Here is a 20,722-nt window from a genome sequence, read left to right on the forward strand (position 1 = left end):
TTATAATGGGATTCGATAGGATGGGAGGCGCGCGCGTGAACAGGAGCGAAAACAAGGGGCGAGTCATACTGCATATCGACATGAACGCGTTTTATTGCTCCGTTCACGCCGCGGAGCAACCCGAGATGTATCGAGGCAAGCCGACGGCGGTCGCCGGCAGCGTGGAGCTTCGCAAAGGGATCGTCGTGACGAGCTCGTACGAGGCGAGGGCTCGCGGCGTCAAGACGGGCGCGACGGTAAGACAGGCGCTAACCGCGTGTCCCGATTTGATCCTGATCCGCCCGGATTTCGATTTGTATCGCAAATACAGCAAGGGCTTCATGCGAATCGCCGGCAACTATACGCCGCTAGTGGAGGCGGTGTCCATCGATGAGTGTTATTTGGACATCACGGGCAGCTCCCAATTCGGATCGCCCGTGCAGATCGCGGAAACAATCGCTCGCAGGGTGAAAGAGGAGCTTTCGTTGCCGTGCTCGATCGGCATCGCCCCGAACAAGCTGCTCGCGAAGATGGCGTCGGACATGCGCAAGCCGGACGCGATTACGATCCTGAGACGCCGCGAAGTGCCGAAGCTGCTGTGGGACAAGCCGTGTCAGACGTTGTTCGGTATCGGCGCCCGCACGGCGGACAAGCTTTCCCGACTCAATATCCGCACGATCGGAGATTTGGCGGCGGCGGACGAAAGTCTATTGCTCGACCGGTTCGGCGTCTACGGCGGGTGGATGAAGCAAGCCGCTCACGGCATCGACGAATCTCCCGTGCAGCCGCTCCACGAGGCGCCGAAATCGATCGGCCATACGACGACGCTGCCGGCGGATCTGACGGAGCGGGAACAATTCCGGCGCGTGCTGCTTAATTTGGCGGACCAGACGACGCGGCGGCTGCGGCATCAAAAAATGGTGTGCGTCACCGTGCAAATCACGATCCGCGATCCGGACATGAAGACGATTACCCGTTCATCGACGCTGGACGGGCCTTCGGAAACGATCGACGACGTGTACCGCGTCGCGTGCCGGCTGATGGACGCCCATTGGAAGGAAGGGAGTCCGGTCCGATTGCTGGGCATTACGTTGCAAGGGCTGACGCCCAAAAAAGACACGCCGCTCCAGCTCGATTTATTTTCGTACGAAGAGAGCCCGAAAAAGGATCGTTTGACGACCGCGATGGATATTCTAAGGGATAAGTACGGCGAAAGCGCGGTACTGACCGCCGGCATGCTGGGAGACGATCCCTCCACGCTCATCCGCAACAAGAAGCTGCGGGGCACGTCGCTCCAGAAGGATTTTCTCAGGGAAAATCCGGACGCGACGGACAAGGAAAAATAAGGCTTCCGGAAGAGGCGTCCGCCGTTTTTTTTCGTTTGATCTTAGCTTGGTTTTGTATTATATTGAACAGTAGTGGACTACTATTGTTTACGACTCGGACGATATATAGGAGGGTATTTCATGGCTAAGTACACTTACGTAGATAAAGACACGTGTATCGCGTGCGGCGCATGCGGAGCAACGGCCCCTGACATTTACGATTACGACGACGAAGGCTTGGCGGAAGTCATTTACATGAGCGACGGCAACCACGGCAATACGGAAATTCCGGAAGATCTGTACGACGATCTCCAGGACGCTTCCGACGGCTGCCCGACGGATTCCATCAAGATCGCGGACTCGAAGTTCAATATGTAACTTGAAACGTTATGCGGGAAGCCCTTTTCTAGGTCAATACGACTAGAAAAGGGCCTTTTTGTCATGGGAACCGTGACCCGCGTCATGAAAGTCACTTTTTAGACAAAATACAACAAAAATCCTAAGCCCTAAGCTATAATGAAAGGAATAATGGAATCATTTACATAAGGCGGGCGGATCATTCTTGAAAGAAAGAATTAAGAGAATCGCGATCGTGCTTAACGCGCTGTTGTTGATCGTCGTTTACTTTCTATATCACGGGGACAGGCTGCAGAGAATCGACAATCTGTTATTCGATTATTCGATGAATCAAAACGCCGGGCATTTGGAAAATACGAAAATCGTCGTCGTCACGATCGACGACGCGTCATTAAAAGAATTGGGCAGATTCCCGTGGAGTCGCGCCGTATACGCGCCGTTCCTGGCGAACCTGAATCAGCCGGGCAACGAGCCGAAAGCGATTGCGTTCGATATCGTGTTCAGCGAGGAGAGCGATAATCCCGACGACGACATGGCGTTCGCGGAGGCTCTTGCCCAATTTCAGAACGTCATTCTTCCGAACGTCGGCATTATGGGAGACGTGTTCAGCACCTCAATCGCGAAGAGGGATGCGCTCATTCAGGCTCAGAACGTCGTCAGGCCCTACGAGATGTTCGCGGATCTGGTCCAGCAGGCCCACATTAACCGCGTTTCGAGCCCGGACGGCGTTATCCGGCAAACTTGGCTGAAGATTCAAGGCCCGGACGGAGAAATCATTCCTTCTCTCGCCTACAAGGCGGCGGAGATGGCGGGCGCGGATCTGAGCAAGTACGAAGAGATGACAGATCCGAAGAAAACGAAGGAAAACGTCGCGAAAAACACGATCACGATCGACTATCAGCTGGAGACGGACGATTTTACGACATTCTCGTTCGTGGACGTGCTTAACGGCGACATTCCCGCGGATTGGTTCAAAGACGCGATCGTTTTCGTCGGATTTTCGGCGGTCGGCTTGTCCAGCGACGGGGGACAAGACACGGCGGTGACGCCGATCGAGAAAAATATCAAGCTCGTTTACGCCCATGCGAATATCGCCAACCAGTTACTGACGGGCACCGCGGTCACTTACGCGCCTAACGGGGTGGAACTGGCGATCGCCGCTTTATTATTTGGTCTGTTTATTTTCCTCCCATGGAGATTAAAGAATATTTATTCCATTTTGATTTTCTTGGCGGTATTCGCCGGCGTGCTCTACGCGCAATTCGCGATTTACGAAGGGGCTTCGCGTCACGTCAACGTCGTCTATATGCTGCTCGCGATGATACTCGCCTACTTGGCGAACGTCTCGCTAAAATCCTATATGGACAGCGTTCAGAAGAGCTTCGTGACCCGGCAGTTCGGTCGCTATATTTCTCCCGACCTCGTCAAGCAGATCGTCGCGCAGGATATCGACATCAAGCTCGGCGGCGACTTGAAGATGATCACGATCTTGTTCCTCGATATACGCGGATTCACGCCGCTGTCCGAGAAGCTGACGCCGCCGGAGCTCGTCGATACGCTCAACACGATGTTCAACATGATCACCGAGACGACGTTGCGTAACGAAGGGACGATCGATAAGTTTATCGGGGACGCGGCGATGATCCTGTTCAACGCCCCTCTTGACGTCGCGGAGCACGAGCGGATGGCGGTCAAGACGGCCTACGAGATTCAGCAAGGAATGAACAAGATCCGCGATCAGATTCTGGAGAAATACCAGTGCGAGGTTAACGTCGGCATCGGCATTCATGCCGGCAACGTCGTCGTCGGCAACATCGGTTCATATTTACGGGTCGACTACACGGCGATCGGAGACAACGTGAACATCGCGGCGAGGATCGAATCGCAGACGAAAAAAGGACAAGTACACGTGTCAGAGCAAGTGTACGAGAAGACGAAGGACTTCTTCCGATTCGACGAAGGAGAAGACCGGATGTTCAAAGGAAAATCCCATCCGATACGAGTGTATGAAGTGCTCGGCGTCGCGGAATAGCATTGTACCGAAAAGAGTGAAGAGGAGAGATACGACATGAGAAAACACACGATTCGACTGATGGCGCTGTTGCTTGCGCTGTTGCCGGTGTTAGCCGTGTTCGCGAACGAGACGTCCGCCGCGACGTCGCGCGTAGGCATCGTCAAGGAACTGAAGGGTACAGTTAAAGTCAAAAAGTCGGGCGGTTCCAAGGAATTTACCGCGTTCAAGAAAATGAGCCTGAACGAAGGAGACGTTCTTCTGGTCGGAACGGACGGATCGGCGGTGCTTCAATTCGCCAACGGTACGTCGGAGGACGACCAGATGGTCGTTGCGCCGAATACGACGCTGACGTTCTCCAAGCTGTCCGACAGTAATGGGACGACGACCAAAGTCAGCATGTTGAAAGGCTCCGTCTGGTCCAGCGTCAAGTCGATCAAGAACAAGGAAGACGAGTTTACTCTTGAGACGCCGACGGCCATCATGGGCGTCCGAGGCACGAATCTATTCATCGGGGTTAATCCGCTGACGGGCGATTCGATCTACGCGATCGCGTCCGGCTTCGGCGTAATTCACCCTAAGAATTCGAACGCTCCGGGTAACTCGGGTACCTCGACGTCGGGTGGTGACTTGACGTTGTCGCCTTTTCAACAAGTCACGTTGGAAAATCAACAAAACGGCGGGTCTAACACGCCGCCGAGCGACGACGACATCATTCCGTTCGATATTCAGGATCTGATCGATCAGGCGAACCCGACGGTCATCAAGAACATCATCGATTACAAGGAAGCGATCGATAAGGAAAACGAGCAGTACGTGAACAGGCTCAGAGAGGAACTGAAATCGAATCAACAGCAACCTTCGGGTCAGCTTCCGTTGCCTCCGGGCGTCGATACGGAACAAGATCTTAACCGTTTAGAGAAAAACTTGGACAAGATGGTCACTTACCTTCTGAAACAAGCGGTTCAAAACAATAAGATCGGAATGAACGAACTAGAGAAGCTCGTAGACAAGGCCAACGAAACGTTGACGAAGAAGATTGATTTGGACGACGACGCGTCTCTCGAGCTGACGGATGCGGAGAAGAAAAAATTAGAGGAAATGGAAAAAAGGCAACAAGAAAGAGAAGAGCAGCTGAGGAAGCAAAAGGAAGAAGAGGAATTGCAACGCAAGCAAGACGAAGCGGCTCAAAAAGCGTTAGAGCTAAAAAAGGAGCTCGAAGAAGCGAACAAGAAGGCTCTGGAAGAACAGGCGAAGAAAGCGATGGAAGAATACGAGAGACAGCTTAGCGAGCTTGAGAAAAAGCAGTTCGAGGAAGAGAGCAAGAAGCGCGAGGAAGAGCTTAATCAACAGACGGCTAGTCCGAGTACGAGCGCAAGTCCGAGTCCGAGTACTGGGACAGGGTCGGGCGGGGGTGTCGTCACGCCTGCTTATAACAATCCGCTAAACGAACTGCACGTCGCTTATTTAACGTATGATTTGTCATCTGCTTCGCCGTCGCCATCACCGGTTTATTCAAGCATTCCAATGACGGACAATCAGTCTCAATATACTTTTGAACTTCCTGACGAAATTCCATTACTTAATATCATTAATCTGGCTCCCGTATTGGAAAGCGGGACGGATCTCGTCAAAGTCGAGATTAACGGAATTCCGGCGGAGATTTCTACCGATAGCTTGTTCAGCGGGTATGGAATAAATAAATATTTCTTTGTTGAGCTGCCTCAAACGGTTAATGATATCGTTATTACGGTCAAAACGTCCGGCAGCAGCATTCTTCGAACCGTTACTCTCCGAGTGAATCGTCCATCCTTGCCGGAAGGGATGAGTTGGGATATCCAGACTGGGGGAACGACGCTTCCATGGGACACGCACGACGTTTATCAGTCTATTGCGCATGTAGAGACCGAGAACGATGTATCATCGATCAACTTCGTTACAAATAATGGCATTTTTGATACTGTTGAAGTGACTTGCGCTTGCGAGGGAGTAAATATCTCTGGATTGACCGTTTCCAATTTGGTAGAGAATAAAACCTATTTGTTCCATCTTAAATTCAATAAGGGAACGACATGGTTGTTTACGAGCATTATTTTTGTAAACGGAACGCCATCAGGTTCGGATTGGGATAGCATAGGCTTAGGAATTCAGGAGCTTCTTAACGGCACATCCATTGCTTCCGAATATGTTCCCGCTACGGATACGATTACCGCTCAAGTCGGCGTCGAGGTCTCGGATCTAGTGGTTGAATTGCCTAGCGGGTATGATTCCGATTACATGATGATCTGGGATTCGGAACAATGGCTAGACGTCGACAGCGGATACGTTACGCTTAAACCCGGTCTTAATCGGTATGAAATTTTCGTTAATTACCTGGGACAATTCCATAAATACAATCTCGATATTACAAGAAATGAAATGCCGACCGGGGTCAGCGAGTGGAATGCAGAGTTTGCGAACGCATCCGCGTCGCCGCTGACTGTAAATATGCAATTAGTAGCTGAATCTGCTGATTACTCCGTAGGAAGCCTTCGATATTATGCGGTTTCGACAAATTCAAATCTGGACGACGTCACGCAGACATTTAAAGTGGACGGCACAATCATATCCAAAATCGACATTACTCAAGGAGAGTATCATAGATGGATTGATGTGACGGAAGCGGATCAGGCTGTATCATTGGAAAAAATATACAATCTTTCGCAGGGATCTCACGAGTATACAGTAAGAATTGATTATATAGATGGACATTCTGAATATTTAAATACGGCGATCTTTGTCGGAGAAATTGAAGCTCCTACGCTTGCAGTAGAAGGCGTTTATGTCGGCGTAGAGTCTTACTATGATGCTACGGTAACCGGTCCAAACGAATATTCCGTTTACCTGCCAGCGGATGAAGACAATCCTGATGGTTATAGTTCTCTGGATCTAAGTCTAAGTTATAATCCCTTTATCTTTACTAAAGTGTACTTTAATGGAGCAGAGGTAGAGCCCGATGGCAATGTCAACGGACTAACAGCCAACGCTGTCAATACGATTAGCGTAACGGTATATGATTTCACCCATACCCGCTTAAGCCAATATTCCATTAAAATCTATAACGCTATTGTCGGTTTTGATCCGAGTGAACTTGCTCTAGATAATCTGATTGAACCTGTGCCTTCCGGAGAAACCGAACACATATTTTGGTACGAGGATGGAGATTCATTTAATTATCCGGGCGGTATCGCGTATGGAGTTGGAACGGTAACCATTCAGCCTATCGCAAGTTCAGTAACGACAATTGTCGGCGTCTTTGACCGATTTGGAAGATTAATTACGGAGAAGTCGGCGGACTCGGGGCAATACGATTTGTCGTATGGAGACTTTAATAACATTGTGGCTTACATCGTAGTTCGCAAGGGAGATATGGTATACCCCACGAAGGTAGTGCTTTCCCCACCCAATTAATCAACCTAGTCCGATAAGGAGTAAAATCGAATGAAAAAGATGACTTATAAAGCATTTACCGCGCTATGTGTATCGATTGGATTACTTGTACCGTCCGCTGCTTGGGCAGCTACCGATGTTACATGGACGAGCTCTTCTAAGCTCTACGAAGTTCGCACGTTAACCGGTAAGTCCGAGATCGGGCACGGTAACGGCGCACTAGGCTCCGCGACGTTCTTCCATCCGAGATCTGCGGTCGTGCTGCCGGACGGAAAGCTGCTTATCTCCGATTCTTCCAATCACTTGCTTCGCACGGTGAGCGTGAACGCTGTTGACGCGTACGCGGGATTAAACTTAGGTGAAGACGCGTCGAATATGCCTATCGGCGGCTACAACGACGATGTGCTTGCGAAATCGGCGTTCGAGCAACCGGAAGGTCTTTCGATCGACGCTCAAGGAAACGTATACGTCGCCGATTCGAAAAACAATGCAATCCGTAAAATCGCTAAAGACGGGAAAGTAACGACGCTCGCGGGCAACGGCTTGATCGGCTCGGCCGATGGAGCAGGAAGCAAAGCGACTTTCTACGAGCCTTCGGACGTTGCGGTCGATGGCAAGGGCAACGTGTTCGTCGCGGATACGCTGAATAACGTGATCAGGAAGATTGCTGCGGATGGCACGGTCACTACATTGACGGCTTCTTCGACAAGAGTCGTTGAATACTTCCCGGGCGCCGTAGATACGGCTGGGGATTTCGCGGAAGGCGCGATCGCATCGGCGAAATTTAACGAGCCAAGCGGACTTGCCATCGACGGCAAGGGCAACCTGTATGTCAGCGATCGAGGCAATCAGAGAATACGCTACATTGATTTCGCGGCCGACAATGTAACGACCGTTGCGGGAGGCGGCGAGCTGGTCAAGCAATCGCCTTATGTGCAAGGCGAATATGCCGACGGCGTTGCTGCTCTAGCGCGATTCAATGCTCCGGAAGGCTTGACGATCGCTTCGGATGGCACGCTTGTCGTAGCCGATAGCCTGAACCACGCGATTCGATTGATCAAGGATGGCAAAGTGTCGACGCTTGCGGGCGTTCCTGCCGAGTATGGCAAGGATGATGGCGTAGCCGGCTCGGCGCAATTCAATCATCCGACGGACGTCGCGATTCTGAATGACGGACGCCTCGTTATCGTGGACGAGCTCGGCAACAAAGTTCGCGTGCTGCAGAAATACGCCAAACCGGCCAACCTTCCGGCTGACAAGGGAATCAAGATCCTCTTGAACGGCGCCTTGATTTCGACAGACGTACCAGCCCAAATGAAATCGAACGCCGTATTGCTGCCGGTTAATGCGGTCGGAACGGCACTCGGATATAAAGTGTCCTTCGACGCGAAGACGAAAGCCGCCGTTCTGACGAAAGGCGAAGCCACGTATACGGTTGCTCCGAACTCGACGTCCGTTACGAAATCCGTCAAAGGAAAAATCGAACAGCTGAAATTAAACGTCCCGACAATGATGGTCAATAACCGTATGTTCTTGCCGGTCCGATTCTTCGCTTCGGAAAGCGGATTGGATATTCAATGGGATGCCGTTGAACGCATCGTCGTTTTACGCTATTTGACTTTCTAATTAACCAGATCATAAAGTCGCATTCAAGCCGATCCTGTCCATGAGGTAATCGGCTTGATTCGTGATGGGTAAAACCCGAACTCTATTAATAGTTAGGAGGTAAAATAATGAAAAAATCGATAATGTATTTATTGTCCTTCCTTGTCCTCATCATCCCGTTATTCGGGAGCGTCGGCAATAATGCATCGGCCGCATCTTCGCGGGTCGCGGTCATCAAAGAAATGAAAGGCATCGTTAAAGTGAAGAAAGCCGGCGGTTCCAAGGAGTTTACAGCGTTCGCCAAGATGAGCCTGAGCGAAGGGGATATTCTAACCGTCGGCACGAACGGGTCGGCGGTGCTGGCTTTCGCCAATGGTACGTCCGAGGACGACCGCATGACGGTATCCGCGAACTCGACGCTCACGTTCTCCAAACTGTCGAACAGCAAAGGTACGACGACGAAAGTGAGCCTATACAACGGGAAAGCATGGGTAGACGTTAAGTCGATCTCGAGTAAGGACGACGAATTCACGCTCGAGACGCCTACAGCCATCATGGGCGTTCGCGGCACGCATCTGCTCGTGACCGTCGATCCCGTGTCCGGAGCGACGCATTTAACGGTAGCCGCCGGCGTCGTGAACACAAAGACGTCGGACCCCTCGCATCCGGACGAGAAGGACGTTTATCCAACGCAGAACGCGTTAATTACGAAGGATGAGCAGGAACAATCCGAAGTGACGATTGCTGCGGCGGACGTCGAGCTGCTTATGAAGCAATCGGACGGCAACATCGCCGGCGCGATCCTGAAAGCCGCGGGAGAAATTCGTCTCGAGAACGACCGGAAGATGGATCAATATTTGGACGAGCTCGCGCCTCCGAATAACGAGCCAGAGAAGGACCGCGTGAAGACGAACGTAGAAAGTATTCTCGGCGCGATCGCCGAACAAGCGCTGAATAGCGGGTTGATAACGCAGACGAGATTAAACGAGATTTTGGCGGAAGTGAAGTCGCAGTCGGGCGCGGATATCGATCTGAATAAGAAGACGATCACCTTATCCGATGAAGAGAAGCGTGCACAGGAAGAGCAACGCAAGAAGGACGAAGAATCGAGCCGGCGAGCGTTGGAACAGAAAGAAAAAGAGGAGCAAGAGCGGCAGCAGCAATTAGCCGATCAACTAGAGAAAGCACGCAAGGAGAAAGAGGAAAAAAACAAACAGGCTCTCCAAGATCAAAATAAGAAATCCTTGGAGCAGTACGAGCAGCAGCTTTCCGAAGCGGATAAAAAGAGATTCCAGGAAGACGCGGCAAAGATCAGCCAACAGCCGCAAACAGGCGGATCCGGGTCGGCGACTTCAAGTGCGACGCCATCCGAGACGTCGACTTCGAGTTCGGATCCGAGCCAGACGAACGCAGCGCTTGCAACGTTAACGGTTAAGCGAGACATTGGCGATGGGTATTGGTCTGACGTCCCGATTTCGTTTGAATCTGGAACGTTAGAATATGTAGTACCTTTTGAAAGTACGTATACGAAGATTCAAGCACAGCCTTCAGCGGTCGGCGCTTCGATTGAATCGATTAAACTCGGAGGCGTCGCAATCGCTCCGGAAGACGGCGGTTATTATTTCTACAACTCGGGCAATAACGTCGTCACTGTAACGGTATTGGCACCTGATCACGTAACCAAGAAAACCTATACGCTTAAGTTTTATCGACCCGCATATGTGAGTGGAATTACGAGCTTGACAAACGATAAAAATATTTTGTGGCAATATAGGGGTTTCTACCAATATGGACAAACGGATACTCCGGTAAACGCTATGAAGCTGTCTTTGGCATTCGAACCGGATGTCGGTTACGCGGAAATTACGTATGAAGACAAAGATGGCATATCGCAAACAATTAAATCGAATGCCGAAAATGAGATCAACCTCGTTAACTTGAAGCTGAACGCTTACTTAACGTTCCAATTAAAATTGTTTGATACATCGGTTGAACCGATGTCGATTAGACAAGACGAATTAAGACTCATGAACGGGGTTCCGAACTTCGACGTAGATCATCCCATTGATCTGGCGATTGCTACGGCAAGCTCGCCGCCAATCGAATACGCCGAAGAAACAGAGAACGATCATTACGTCGCTCAAGTAGACAACTGGAGAGATCAAGCGAGGGTATTAGACGAGTACACAGCGAGTTATTCGGATGTATTGTATTCGGACAAATTGCCGGTCGTACCTTTGTTCGTATTCGATGAACAGCAATCCAAATTGATCGACATGTCTAACATGTATGAAGACCATATGCAATTGAAGGTAGGCAACAACGAATTCACGGTATATGTAACGGACCCTTCGGGACGGTACTTCCACTCGTACAGCTTGTCAATCTTCCGTAAGACGGCTCCCTTTCCATTGTCAGATTGGAGCTTGAAGAATGGATTGGACGTTTATTATTTCACTCCGGTTGAGGGTGTTGGAAGTCGACACTATGCCGATGTGCCTTCCGGCGTATCGAACGTTAATTTTAATATGAAGTGGATCCAAGGGCTGGAAGAATCGATCCTAAGCTATGCGCTCAAAAACTCAGTCGGCACGGAGATCAAATCGGGAGTCAGCGGGGCAAGCGGAATCGGCGAATTAAACCAAGCCTTGGCGTTAAATACGGGGATGAACAAATTTACGCTCGTGCTGAATTTGCCTAATAACGAAACGTACGAGTATCAATTGTGCATTACGAGAGGGGACCCACCGCCAATATCGCTTGGAACGATTGAGTTACTTCAGTCGTCGACGGCAATCGCAGTCGTTTCATCCGGCGACGATACCTTTACCGCAACCGTTAATGACAATACAAATATGCTTAATAATTTCACGCTTCGTTTTCCTGATTTGGACGATAATGATGTCTTTGTTTACGCTCCAGGGTATGTGACTCCGATGGAAGGAGGTTATTATTCTTTTAATAATCTCAATCCTGGCATTAAGGAAATAGAGGTTATTGTATATGATCTGACGAACCGGGAGTACAAAGAGTTCACGATCCTCATCAAATACAATGTGTCCAATGCGGATCTTGGCTCGCTTTTGCTAGAGAAATACAGCTCTAGCTGGACTTCAATCGATTACGGCTATATTTCCTCCGATACGAGTTACGATTTTGGTTTAGGAGAAGCGTACTTTAATACGAGGTTGTCTGCTGTTCCCGCGGTTTCCGGGGCGACTGTAAAAGTCAAAGTCGACGATGGCAGCTACAGTACCGTAAGCATGCCGTATGTATTCGATGCATCTACCGTCTATACCAAAGTTCAAGTAGAGGTGACGGCTATTGACGGGATAACGAAAAAGACTTACGAACTTATTCTACGCAGACCGATTCCGGACGGTTTAGCCGAATGGTTCTCGAAGGATGCGCTTCAAATTCCCGTTAAGTGGACATTATACGGAACTTCCGGTTCTACCGGACTTTATGAAGTCTATCCGAGTGCTAACGGAACACTCGATATGACCTTCCAGTTCACGACTGGAACGCCGTCCACCCGTCAGGTCGTTATCACGCTATTGTCCGGCGTAATAAGCGACAAGTATCACGTAACGAGTGGAACTTCGACAACGACGAAGTGGGCGTCCGATAACGCTGGGATGATTCAAATTAACGGTATACCTACTGGAAGCAGCTATTACAAATTGCAAGTTTTCGATACTTCGGGCGGATCCCCGGTACAAATCGGATCGGATCATTATTTAGCAATCTTTAATACGACTATTTAAGGTGTGAGCATTGTGTTAAAAAAAGTAATTCCTATCTTCCTTTCTTTTATTATCGGTTTTTCCGCGATCGGAAGCTTCGAAGGCGAATCGTCGGCAGCATCTTCACGGGTCGCGGTCATCAAAGAATTGAAAGGCAGTGTCAAAGTAAAAAAAGCCGGAGGCTCCAAGGAGTTTACGGCATTCGCCAAAATGAGCCTGAGCGAAGGGGATATTCTGGCCGTCGGCGCGAACGCGTCGGCGGTACTGGCTTTCGCCAACGGTCCTTCCGAGGACGACCGCATGACGGTGTCCGCGAATTCGACGCTCACGTTCTCCAAGCTGTCTAACAGCAAAGGCACGACGACGAAAGTGAGCCTTTTCAACGGGAAAGCATGGGTGGACGTCAAGTCGATCTCAAGCAAGAACGACGAATTCACGCTTGAGACGCCAACGGCCATCATGGGCGTTCGCGGGACGCATCTGCTCGTGACCATTGATCCAGTGTCCGGAGCGACGCATTTGACGGTAGCCGCTGGCGTAGTGAATACGAAGACGACCGATCCGTCGAATCCTGACGAGCAGAACGTCTATCCGACGCAAAATGCACTTATCTCGAAGGACAATAAGGAGCAATCAGAAGTAACGATCGCCGTGGCGGACGTCGAGCTTCTCATGAAGAAATTGGACGGCACGATCGCCAGCGCGATCCTGAAGGCCGGAGGAGAAATTCAACTCGAGAACGACCGGAAGATGAAACAATATTTAGACGAGCTTGCGCCTTCGAGCAACGATCCAGAGAACGACCGCATAAAAACGAACGTCGAAAGCATACTCGGCGCGATCGCCGATCAGGCACTGAACAACGGTCTGATTACGCGAGCGAGATTAAACGAGATTTTGGCGGAAGTGAAGGCGCAGTCGGGCACGGATATCGATCTGAACAAGAAGACGATCACCTTATCCGATAAAGAGAAGCTTGCACAGAAAGAGCAGCGCAAGAAGGACGAAGAAGCTCGGCAGCGCGCGATAAAACAGAAAGAAAAAGAGGAAAAAGAACGGCACCAAGAGCTTGCCGAGAAGCTGGAGAAGGAGAGTAAGGAGAAAGAGGAAAAAAACAAACAGACACTTCAATAAAAACAAGAAATCCACGAAGCTGTAATTGCAACTAATACGATGTAAGGTGTGAGCACAGTGATTAAAAAAGTAATTCCTATCCTTCTTTCTTTTCTTATCGGTATATCTGCGATCGGAAGCTTCGCCGGCGAAGCGTCGGCAGCTTCCTCTCGGGTTGCCGTCATCAAGGAAATGAAGGGCACGGTCAAGGTTAAGAAAGCCGGAGGCTCCAAGGAGTTTACGGCGTTCGCCAAGATGAGTCTGAGCGAAGGGGATATTCTGGCCGTCGGCGCGAACGGGTCGGCGGTACTGGCTTTCGCCAACGGTACTTCCGAGGACGACCGCATGACGGTGTCCGCGAATTCGACGCTTACGTTTTCTAAGCTGTCGAACAGCAAAGGCACGACGACGAAAGTGAGCCTTTACAACGGAAAAGCATGGGTGGACGTCAAATCGATCTCGAGCAAGGACGACGAATTCACGCTCGAGACGCCTACGGCCATCATGGGCGTTCGCGGGACGCATCTGCTAGTGACCGTCGATCCTGTGTCTGGAGCGACGCATTTGACGGTAGCTGCCGGCGTCGTGAATACGAAGACGACCGATCCGTTGAATCCGGACGAGCAGAACGTCTATCCAACGCAGAACGCGCTTATCTCGAAGGATGATAAGGAACAATCGGAAGTAACGATCGCCGCTGCGGACGTCGAGCTTCTCATGAAGCAATCGGACGGCACGATCGCCAGCGCGATCCTGAAGGCCGCGGGAGAAATTCAAATAGAGAACGACCGGAAGATGGATCAATATTTGGACGAGCTTGCGCCTCCGAACAACGATCCAGAGAAAGACCGCGTAATAACGAACGTCGAAAACATTCTCGGCGCGATCGCCGATCAGGCACTAAGCAACGGGTTGATAACGCAGACAAGATTAAAAGAGATTTTGGCGGAAGTGAAGGCGCAGTCGGGCACGGACATCGATCTGAACAAGAAGACGATTTCCCTGTCCGATGAAGAGAAGCGTCAACAAGAGGAGCAGCGCAAGAAGGACGAGGAAGCACGCCTGCGCGCGCTGGAACAGAAGGAACAAGAAGAAAAAGAGAGACAGCAACAGCTCGTCGAGAAGTTGGAGAAGGAACGCAAGGAGAAAGAAGAAGAGAACAAGAAGAAACTTAAAGAGAAGAACAAGGAAGCTACCGAACAATACGAGCAGCAATTAAGCGAAGCAGAACGGAAGCGATTCGAAGAGGAGAATCGGCAAAGGGATCTTGAACAAAACGCAGGCTCCGCAACGAGCACTTCGGGCTCTACGTCAACAGTCAATCCAAGCGCGTCGCCAAGCGGCAGTCCGAGCGGAATCCCGAGTCCGGACATCGCCGTTCTAGATTCCATCACGATCAAGCCGACTACGGTTCCGATCGAATCTTATCCGCAAGTGTCGATGGTAAGCGGCACAACGAATTACTCGCTGAGCGATGTCGCGAACGGAATTCGTTCCATGTTGATGACGCCCGTCGCTCATGCCGGAGCATCGGTAGCAGAAATGAAAGTCAACGGAGAAGAAGTGAATCCGTCCAGCTATTTTTCGCTGATTCCCGGGGACAATTCGATCACTTTCAAGGTTATCGAAGTTGCAAATCCTGAACATTACAATACATATACGTTCACGGTGAATAGGGCGGTTTCGAGCAACGCGAGCATTTCGGAAATAATGGTAGAAGGATATGATTCCGCGTCTCCTTTGCCGAGTATGTCCGAGCTTACTGCGATCGCTTCCCCTGGTGCGGCGGGGACGTATGTCGTGATTGCGCCGAGCGCGATTAAGTCTGTCGCCATTCAGTTGTTGACCTCAGACGTCGACGCGACCGTAGAATACGAGGGAACGATTCTATCAACTAAGAAAACGGGGCGTGTGGATATTCCTGCGGGAGGAACGAAAAACTTTACTTTCTCCGTTAAAGCATCTAACCAATCGACGACTACAACCTATACGGTCATCGTCGACGGCGTTAATGGCAACGCCACGTTAAGCGGAATCGAAGTGAAGGCGCCGACTGGATTAAGCTTTGCGATACCGACACCTCCTAGTTATACAATGATAGGCAACGTCGACGAAACTGTCGAACAAATCAAGATCAATCCGGCGGCGACCCGGCCGGGCAGCAAGGTTGAAGTACTGAGCGGCGCGTGCGCGTCTATGTTCTGTCCGGTAGATTCCGAAGGCTATTTTGCCGTCGACTTAAAAGAGGTACACAGGGAAACGGAAATTGCCGTCAAGGTGACCGCGTCGAACAGTAGCACGATTATCGTCTATTACGTAAAAGTGAAGAGAGGTATTTTGAATAACGACCCTTCCGGGATTAGTCTGAATCCGTATCCGCCGACGATAGCGGAGAATCTGCCTATCGACGCGATCGTAGGCACGCTAGCGGGAATAGATCTGGATGCCGGAGACACCTTTAGTTATGCGTTGGTCAGCGGAGCCGGGGATGCGGATAATGCAAGCTTTCAGATCGTAGGCAATCAGCTGAAATCTGCTCAGATATTCGATTATGAAGTCAAATCCAGCTATCTGATTAGAATCAGAGTAACCGATCAAGTTGGTTTTTATTTCGATCAGGCTTATACGGTCAATATCACGGACGTGCCCGAGGGCGCATAGTAAGCGTATGCCTCGAACAAAACCGCCCTGTTCCTTATCGGAACAAGGCGGTTTTGTTTCTTGAGAGTAAAATGGAACCTGCTTTCTACCGATAAAGGGAGAAGCGATAGTAACGATGAGGTGACCCGATTGAGCAAAGAGTCGCGTATCGACGAACAGATCAAGCACTTTTATGATAACGTTCCCAACGTGGGGGACGAACTGCCTCTTAAAGACTACCTGCTGAAGCACGAAGATAGCCGCATGGCGTGGTATTTGCTCGGCAAGGAATACGAGAGCAAGGGCGATACGGCGAAGGCGACGTATTGCTATGCGCAGGCGGGGGACATCTATACGGCGTTCGAGGGGAAACCCGCGCCGGTGCTGCCCGGCGAGAAGAAGAAAGGGAGCAACCGCAAGAAATGGGCGATCGCGCTGCTGTTGCCATTGCTCTTGGCGGCAGGCGCCATCTATGCGATCCGCGCCATGACGGATTCGGGCGCCGACGAAGCCGCGGCTTCGCCAACGGCTAGCATACCGCGCTACGAGGGAGCCGCGAGCGCGCCCGCCGGTTCCGGCAACGGCGGCGTTGCCTCTAACGTTCAGCTACCGCCCAGCTTCGTCCCGCCGGACTTGATCGCCGGCGCCTCCGGTCCCGATGCCAGAGGACGCGACGTCCTCGGCACATTGCTGACGGGGAAGCCGTCAACATTGCCGCGCCTGCTCGTCGAAACGCCGCTGCTCGGCAAGTGGAGCGACTGGGTCAAGACGGCGAAACCGATCGCGGACGTGACAAGCGATCCGGAAGCGGGCACGGCGGGCATCCGCTGGTACGATCCGAAATGGTGCGACTGCAAGCCGGACGATCCGTCGTCCGCGACCCGCAAGCAATTGGAAGGCTGGAAGCCCGTCCAGGAAGAGAAAGCCGTTCTTCGTTCGGCCATGATTCGCTATAAGGAGACGAAGGGCGAATGGCCATCGTCACCGGAACAACTCGCGGCGGATTATCCGAACAATACGATGGCCGGATGGTCGGAGAACATGACGCCGTGGTTTGAGGAGTTGAAGGAGACGCTCGACGATAAGAAGGACGGCAAGCTACCGCAAGCGCCGGGATGGCCGGACAATACGGGACCGGAGACCGGCCACGGCACGCCGGAGGGCCAATTGGCCCCCGTGGCGGCGCAACCGCTACAGATCGTCATCGACAAGACGCATCATCGGCTCGCGGTCGTCAGCGGAGACGTCATTTTGCGTAACTACGCGGTCGGACTGGGCGGGGACAAGACGCCGGAAGGGGCGTTCGTCATTTCCGAGAAGGTTAAAGATCCGAACGGCAGCAGCACGGGCGTATTCGGCAGCCGGGGGATGACGCTGTCCGATACGAGGTACGGCATTCACGGCACGGACGAGCCCGACAGCATCGGCAAAGACGAGTCCCACGGCTGCGTGCGGATGAAGAAGGAAGATATCGAGGAATTGTACGATCTCGTTCCGCTCGGAACGCCGGTCACCATAGCAAAAGGAGGTTTGCCCTCCGAATTGCGCGCCCCGCCGGAACGATTCCGGCTGAAGAGCGAGCAGAACGAGACAAACCCCCGCAAGGTGTATGACTGGTTAAATTAGAAAGATTGCGCGGCTCACACGTTAAACGCGAGCAGCAAAGCCATTGTCACTACGATTACGCCAAAAGCCACCCCAATCCATATTAGCGCCTTTTTGTTGACTTGTTCTTTCTGCTTCGGGCGTGACGTGACGGGTGGTTTCTTTTTGGCTGTGCTCATCGTTATCAACCTCTCTATACGAATGTATCGCGAACTATCCCCATTGTAATCGTTTTCCGGGGGAAATGCCAGACAAGCCTGACGACCTCCGTAAGGAGCGGACGAGGGACGAAATGGGCGAATCGCCCTTTTCTTTTTGGCTCGAAAAGGCTAAACTGTTACCCGAAAGGTTTTCTCCAAACGGTCAGGCAGAAGATTTTGTTCGCGTTTGGGCAGACGAAAGGATGTCGAACTTATTGCTGTACCAATTAGCCAAGCCATTCTTGTTCAAAATGGATCCCGAAGCGGCTCATCACTTGATCATAGACGGAATGGGCGCCGCCGCGAAAATACCGGGAATGCCCGCGATGCTGTCCGCGACGTGGGGCACGAAAGCAACGCCGGAGCTCGCGGTCGACTTGTTCGGGCTTCATTTCCACCATCCGATCGGACTCGCCGCGGGATTGGATAAGAACGCGAAAGCGGTCACGGGCTTGTCCCGCGTCGGCTTAAGCTTCATGGAAGTCGGCACGGTCACGCCCAAAGGACAAGCAGGCAACGAGCAACCGCGCTTGTTCAGGCTCCCTCCGGACGAAGCGCTCATTAACCGGATGGGCTTCAACAACGACGGAGCGGACGTCATGGCGGAACGCTTAGCCAAGCTCGGTCGCCGCCGGATCCCACTCGCCGTCAACATCGGCAAAAACAAGCTGACGCCGAACGAGAACGCGGCCGACGACTACCGGGAGTGCGTACTGAAGCTGTTCCCGTACGGGGACTTCTTCGTCGTGAACATCAGCTCGCCGAATACGCCGGACTTGCGGGCTTTGCAGCACGGCGACGAGCTGCGCGGGTTGCTGGACGCGGTGAAAGACGAGATGGAGAAGCAGGCTACATCGCGCGGCGAGCTGCCGAAGCCGATCCTCGTGAAAGTGGCCCCGGACAATTCGGAGGAACAACTGGCTTATATGGCGGAAGCGATCCAACTAAGCGGCATGTCGGGCATTATCGCGACGAACACGACGATCGGACGCGACGGGCTGACGCACGGTAATGCCGGAGAGACGGGCGGCTTAAGCGGACGTCCGCTGACGAAGCGATCGACGGAGGTCGTCCGCAGCCTGTATGCGATGACGAACGGCAAGCTGCCGATCATCGGCTCGGGCGGTATTTTCACGGCGGCGGACGCCTACGAGAAAATCAAAGCGGGAGCCAGCCTCGTCGAAGTGTACACGGCGATGATCTACAAAGGCCCCGGCTTATTGAAGGAATTGCACAAGGGATTGCTCAGGCTTCTCAAGCAAGACGGCTATACGCGCATCACTCAAGCGGTCGGAGCGGATCATCGTTAGGAGGAACGCCGATGGACGGACGTGACTGGGGGAAATTTCTGCTGCCATACGAGCAAGCGACCGAGGAGCTGAAAGTCAAGCTGAAGTCGCTCCGATCGGAGCTGAAGGCAAGGGACGAGTACGCGCCGATCGAATTCGTCACGGGACGGGTGAAACGGGTATCGAGCATATTGGCCAAAGCCCGCAAGCTGTCCGTTCCGCTGGATCGCATCGAGCTCGGCATCGAAGATATCGCGGGCATTCGCATCATGTGCCAATTCGTGGACGACATCTACCGCGTCGCGGAGATGATCCGCCTGCGCAAGGACTTGAAGCTCGTCTACGAGAAGGACTACATTACAAATTATAAGGATAGCGGCTATCGCAGCTATCATTTGATCGTGGAGTATCCGGTACAGACGTCGCTAGGCTCGAAGCCGGTGCTCGCGGAGATCCAAATCCGCACGCTGTCGATGAATTTCTGGGCGACGATCGAGCATTCCCTCAATTACAAATACCGGGACCAGCTCCCGGCGCATGTCAAGGAACGGCTGCGCAACGCGGCCGAAGCGGCTTTCCAATTGGATACCGAAATGTCGAGCATCCGCCAAGAGATCGTGGACGCGCAGCAAGACTTCGAGGAAAGCTCCGTCGTCGTCAGAAGAGTGCTTAACGAGATTCAAGAGCTGTATTTTTTCCGGAGGGTGCGGGAAGCCGCCCAGTTCCAGCTGCGTTTCAACGAGCTGTGGGAGCAAGACGACGTATGGGGATTGAAGGAGCTGTCGCTCGAAATCCAAGCGGCGCTCGACCGCGCGGGCAAAGGCGGACAATCGTAAAATGGGACGCTGGAAACGGCACGCGGAGTTGCTGGCGAGAGTGACGGAGGACGATCGGTTCCTGGCTTTCGTCGCGTACTTCAACCGGGATCGGGATTATTTCGAGTGCCATGAGGTTATGGAGGAGCTGTGGCTGGAAGAAGGCCGCAGCCCTTTGCTTCAGGGCCTCCTTCAAGTCGCCGTCGGGCTTCACCATTGGAACAACGGCAATCTTTCGGGTGCGTCTAAGCTGCTCGGAGCCGGATTGGAGAAGTTGAACGAATTCGGGGACGTCGCGCTAGGGTTGGATTTGGCTTCGTTGAGGCAGGAATCGAAGAGATGTTTGGAAGCGCTTTCTATCTATGGGTCGGTCAGCGCGTTTCGAGCTTTCGAAATTGTAGTCTTGGATGGGGACGTGCGGACTCGGATTGCGAATTGGGAGCTTGAACACCCGCCGCTTGCGGAGATGGACGAATAAGTTTCGGCCTTTCGGGAAATTTATCCAAAGGATGGCGCGCCATTGCGTCGGATGAATGCCCGAGAGGAGTTGGCCAGATGGGAAATCAGAACGACGAGTTACCGAATACGGGGGCAGGCGGACCGGGAGA

Annotated in this window: 13 protein-coding genes; 12 read left to right on the plus strand and 1 reads right to left on the minus strand. The window is 52.1% G+C overall.

Going from position 1 to position 20,722, the window contains the following annotated elements:
- Nucleotides 1–35 precede the first annotated feature (35 nt).
- The 9 genes from ACFPPD_RS14985 (at nucleotide 36) to ACFPPD_RS15025 (ending at nucleotide 17,831) form a co-directional block, all read left to right on the plus strand.
- Nucleotides 36–1,325 carry a DNA polymerase IV gene (locus ACFPPD_RS14985; protein WP_378082558.1) on the plus strand — a complete coding sequence of 430 codons (1,290 nt, stop codon included), beginning with the start codon at nucleotides 36–38 and terminating at the stop codon, nucleotides 1,323–1,325.
- Between the two features lie 120 nt (nucleotides 1,326–1,445).
- Nucleotides 1,446–1,682: a ferredoxin gene (locus ACFPPD_RS14990; protein ID WP_209749378.1), complete on the plus strand. Its 237-nt coding sequence runs from the start codon at nucleotides 1,446–1,448 to the stop codon at nucleotides 1,680–1,682.
- A 184-nt stretch (nucleotides 1,683–1,866) separates the two neighbouring features.
- Nucleotides 1,867–3,693: a CHASE2 domain-containing protein gene (locus tag ACFPPD_RS14995; RefSeq protein WP_209749379.1), complete on the plus strand. Its 1,827-nt coding sequence runs from the start codon at nucleotides 1,867–1,869 to the stop codon at nucleotides 3,691–3,693.
- Nucleotides 3,694–3,906: 213 nt separating this feature from the next.
- Nucleotides 3,907–7,122: a FecR domain-containing protein gene (locus ACFPPD_RS15000; RefSeq protein ID WP_209749380.1), complete on the plus strand. Its 3,216-nt coding sequence runs from the start codon at nucleotides 3,907–3,909 to the stop codon at nucleotides 7,120–7,122.
- 30 nt (nucleotides 7,123–7,152) lie between these two features.
- The gene (locus tag ACFPPD_RS15005; protein ID WP_209749381.1) at nucleotides 7,153–8,727 is read left to right on the plus strand and encodes a stalk domain-containing protein; all 1,575 of its coding nucleotides are present in this window, start codon (nucleotides 7,153–7,155) and stop codon (nucleotides 8,725–8,727) included.
- 107 nt (nucleotides 8,728–8,834) lie between these two features.
- Nucleotides 8,835–12,473 carry a cadherin-like beta sandwich domain-containing protein gene (locus ACFPPD_RS15010; protein WP_209749382.1) on the plus strand — a complete coding sequence of 1,213 codons (3,639 nt, stop codon included), beginning with the start codon at nucleotides 8,835–8,837 and terminating at the stop codon, nucleotides 12,471–12,473.
- A 12-nt stretch (nucleotides 12,474–12,485) separates the two neighbouring features.
- Nucleotides 12,486–13,586 (plus strand): FecR family protein, encoded by a 1,101-nt coding sequence (locus ACFPPD_RS15015; protein WP_209749383.1) that lies wholly within the window; start codon nucleotides 12,486–12,488, stop codon nucleotides 13,584–13,586.
- Between the two features lie 57 nt (nucleotides 13,587–13,643).
- Nucleotides 13,644–16,226: a cadherin-like beta sandwich domain-containing protein gene (locus ACFPPD_RS15020; protein ID WP_209749384.1), complete on the plus strand. Its 2,583-nt coding sequence runs from the start codon at nucleotides 13,644–13,646 to the stop codon at nucleotides 16,224–16,226.
- A gap of 60 nt (nucleotides 16,227–16,286) precedes the next feature.
- On the plus strand, nucleotides 16,287–17,831 hold the full coding sequence (locus ACFPPD_RS15025; protein ID WP_209749385.1) for a L,D-transpeptidase: 1,545 nt from the start codon (nucleotides 16,287–16,289) through the stop codon (nucleotides 17,829–17,831).
- A gap of 14 nt (nucleotides 17,832–17,845) precedes the next feature.
- Here ACFPPD_RS15025 and ACFPPD_RS15030 read toward each other — a convergent pair whose 3' ends face one another.
- Complete coding sequence (locus tag ACFPPD_RS15030) at nucleotides 17,846–17,989, minus strand: hypothetical protein (protein ID WP_378082563.1); 144 nt, start codon at nucleotides 17,987–17,989, stop codon at nucleotides 17,846–17,848.
- A 224-nt stretch (nucleotides 17,990–18,213) separates the two neighbouring features.
- Here ACFPPD_RS15030 and ACFPPD_RS15035 point away from each other — a divergent pair, with 224 nt between their 5' ends.
- From ACFPPD_RS15035 to ACFPPD_RS15045, 3 genes are read left to right on the plus strand one after another with little or no spacing between them, the layout of a single operon-like run.
- Nucleotides 18,214–19,320 (plus strand): quinone-dependent dihydroorotate dehydrogenase, encoded by a 1,107-nt coding sequence (locus ACFPPD_RS15035; protein ID WP_209749386.1) that lies wholly within the window; start codon nucleotides 18,214–18,216, stop codon nucleotides 19,318–19,320.
- 11 nt (nucleotides 19,321–19,331) lie between these two features.
- Nucleotides 19,332–20,135 carry a GTP diphosphokinase gene (gene yjbM, locus ACFPPD_RS15040; RefSeq protein ID WP_209749387.1) on the plus strand — a complete coding sequence of 268 codons (804 nt, stop codon included), beginning with the start codon at nucleotides 19,332–19,334 and terminating at the stop codon, nucleotides 20,133–20,135.
- A 1-nt stretch (nucleotide 20,136) separates the two neighbouring features.
- The gene (locus tag ACFPPD_RS15045; protein ID WP_209749388.1) at nucleotides 20,137–20,592 is read left to right on the plus strand and encodes a DUF309 domain-containing protein; all 456 of its coding nucleotides are present in this window, start codon (nucleotides 20,137–20,139) and stop codon (nucleotides 20,590–20,592) included.
- Nucleotides 20,593–20,722: the final 130 nt, after the last annotated feature.

Origin of the sequence: Cohnella suwonensis, from assembly GCF_042655365.1 — a bacterium.
GTDB classification, from domain to species: Bacteria; Bacillota; Bacilli; order Paenibacillales; family Paenibacillaceae; genus Cohnella; species Cohnella suwonensis.

Excerpts from the sequence above, each read along its gene's own strand:
- ACFPPD_RS14990 (WP_209749378.1), top strand. The coding sequence starts at position 1,446 with ATGGCTAAGTACACTTACGTAGATAAAGACACGTGTATCGCGTGCGGC.
- ACFPPD_RS15000 (WP_209749380.1), top strand. The coding sequence starts at position 3,907 with ATGAGCCTGAACGAAGGAGACGTTCTTCTGGTCGGAACGGACGGATCG.
- ACFPPD_RS15005 (WP_209749381.1), top strand. The coding sequence starts at position 7,153 with ATGAAAAAGATGACTTATAAAGCATTTACCGCGCTATGTGTATCGATT.
- ACFPPD_RS15010 (WP_209749382.1), top strand. The coding sequence starts at position 8,835 with ATGAAAAAATCGATAATGTATTTATTGTCCTTCCTTGTCCTCATCATC.
- ACFPPD_RS15030 (WP_378082563.1), bottom strand. The coding sequence starts at position 17,989 with ATGAGCACAGCCAAAAAGAAACCACCCGTCACGTCACGCCCGAAGCAG.
- ACFPPD_RS15035 (WP_209749386.1), top strand. The coding sequence starts at position 18,214 with ATGTCGAACTTATTGCTGTACCAATTAGCCAAGCCATTCTTGTTCAAA.
- yjbM (WP_209749387.1), top strand. The coding sequence starts at position 19,332 with ATGGACGGACGTGACTGGGGGAAATTTCTGCTGCCATACGAGCAAGCG.
- ACFPPD_RS15045 (WP_209749388.1), top strand. The coding sequence starts at position 20,137 with ATGGGACGCTGGAAACGGCACGCGGAGTTGCTGGCGAGAGTGACGGAG.